At 62.5% G+C, this 2,038-nt stretch carries 1 protein-coding gene and 1 pseudogene; both read right to left on the reverse strand.

Features of this window, described 5'->3' with window-relative positions:
- The coding region (locus ACH2EH_RS06055; RefSeq protein WP_395139912.1) for a DUF1549 domain-containing protein at window positions 1–750 on the reverse strand (750 nt) is incomplete at its 3' end.
- An 80-nt stretch (window positions 751–830) separates the two neighbouring features.
- Window positions 831–2,038, reverse strand: a pseudogene (locus ACH2EH_RS06060) (hypothetical protein); the annotation flags it as partial.

Consider the following 2,038-nt stretch of genomic DNA (forward strand, 5'->3'; position numbering starts at 1 on the left):
GAACTGGTCAAAGGGCATGTCGGCGTTCAGCGCCTTGATCACCCAGTCCCGCCAGGGCCAGATCACCCGGGGCTTGTCTTTCTCGTAGCCGTTGGTATCGGCGTAGCGCGCCAGATCCAGCCATTTACGTGCCCAGCGCTCGCCGTAGTGTTCGCTTCCCAGCAATCTATCCACCAGCCGCTCGTAGGCATCTGTCCGCGTGTCTTTCACAAACGCCTCGGCTTCTTCCAGCGTCGGCGGCAGCCCGATCAAGTCCAGCGAGACGCGCCGAATGAGCGTGTATCTGTCGGCCTCGGGCTGTAGTGCGAGTCCCAAGGGCTTGAGTTTGGCGGAGATCAGGGTGTCAATAGCATTGCCCCCCCTGCCCCCGCCCAGCGGGGGAGAGGGCCTAACAAACGCCCAGTGCGCCGCGTACTTTGCGCCGCCTGCCACCCAGCGCTGCAAGACATTCTTTTGCGTCGCCGTGAGCGGCTTGCCGGTATGGGCGGGCGGCATCTGGAGCGCATCGCCGCTGGGCTTTGCGATTCGAGCGAGCACGGCGCTGAGTTTAGCCTTCCCTGGCGACTGATCCAGCCGTAGCCCCGCCTGGCGCTGCTTGTCATCGGGGCCGTGGCACTTGAGGCAGTGGTTGGCGAGAATAGGCCGAACGTCTCGGTTGAAGTCCGGCGCAGCTACTTTCGGTTTTGTCTGCGCCAGAGCTGCTGTCGCCAATCCTACCAGCGCGAGAAATCCCGCCATCTGTCGTTTCATCTTAGGTGTAGGGGTTCGACAAGAAAAACAAAAAGCCCTCTCTCGATTCTTGAGCGAGGGCTTGTTTTATTTGCGTGGCGCTACGCGGGGGCTTCCTCTTCGCCCACTAGCGCACTCAGATCGGGCATTCCGGCCAGCGACGGAGCAGCGCTCTGGATTGTCTCGATCAGCACCTCAGCATCCACGGTGGGTGCGAGGGCATCGGTAGCCACCATGATATGCGCCGTCGGCTGCTCAGGAGTAGGGTAGCCCAGGTTCTCGATATGCGCTGCATCGTCCTCGTTAGACGGATCCAGCGGCTGGATGAATTTCTCGTAGCGGTACGATTTGTGCGCGGCCAAGAGTAGAGCCTGGGTGCGCGGATCGCTGGCGGCCCCAAGAACATGCACCAGAACGGGCGGGAGCACTGCACGCTCAATGGCCAGTGCCATACTCGCACCAAAGAATCCCATGTTCGGGGCGGCGGGCTGGAACGCCTGCAGGATCCGCTGTGCAAGCTGAGCGTGCTCGGTCTCGCCGGTCGCCAAAAACAGGCGCAGGAGCGAGTCGGCCAGTAGCATATTATCAACCACATCTCGGCTCCCCACTTTGAGGTTTCCCAGCGCATTGGGTCGGACGGGTGCATCAAAGAGGCCGCCGGTCTCAGGGCTCTCAAGGTGCCCTCGGCTCCAGTTGGCGATCTCTTCCGCACGATCTAAGTAGGTCACGCCCTGCCCCGCTTCGTAGAGATCGAGGCCCGCAGCCACCAGATCAGCGGCATCGGAGAGCATGCCGGTGGGAATCTCGCCAACATCCTCACCCTCAGCGGCCTGGAAGTGAGTCGCGCAGCCGTCTTCGTCCACCAGGTGGGTCAACAAAAAGTCCATCACCCGGCGGGCCTGAGTCAGCGCCTCGGTCTCGCCCGTGATCTGCCACCACGCCACGAGAGCGCGAGCGGCCACGGCATTGGCTCCGGTGAGAATGGTCTCGTCCACGGCGGGCGGATTCCACTCGGCGCGCTCTTCGAGCGGCTGGGCGTAGTACTCACCATCGGCGAACTGCGAGCCACCGAACACACCAAGATCCTCAAACCAGAGCTGCGTGCGAAGATAGTCCAGGCCCTTCTTTGCCGCCGTTTTCAGCGACTCGTCCCCCAGCAGGCTATACCCACGGCAGAAGAGGCGCACGAGGTGGGCGTTGTCTTCCAGGAGCTTCTCCACCTGCGGATTGCGCCAGTCCGGGGTCTGGGCATAGCGGAAGAACCCACCGCTGCCTTCGTCCACCAGGCCACCTTCCGCGATTCCCTTAA

Source organism: Armatimonas sp., from assembly GCF_043760365.1.
Taxonomy (GTDB): domain Bacteria; phylum Armatimonadota; class Armatimonadia; order Armatimonadales; family Armatimonadaceae; genus Armatimonas.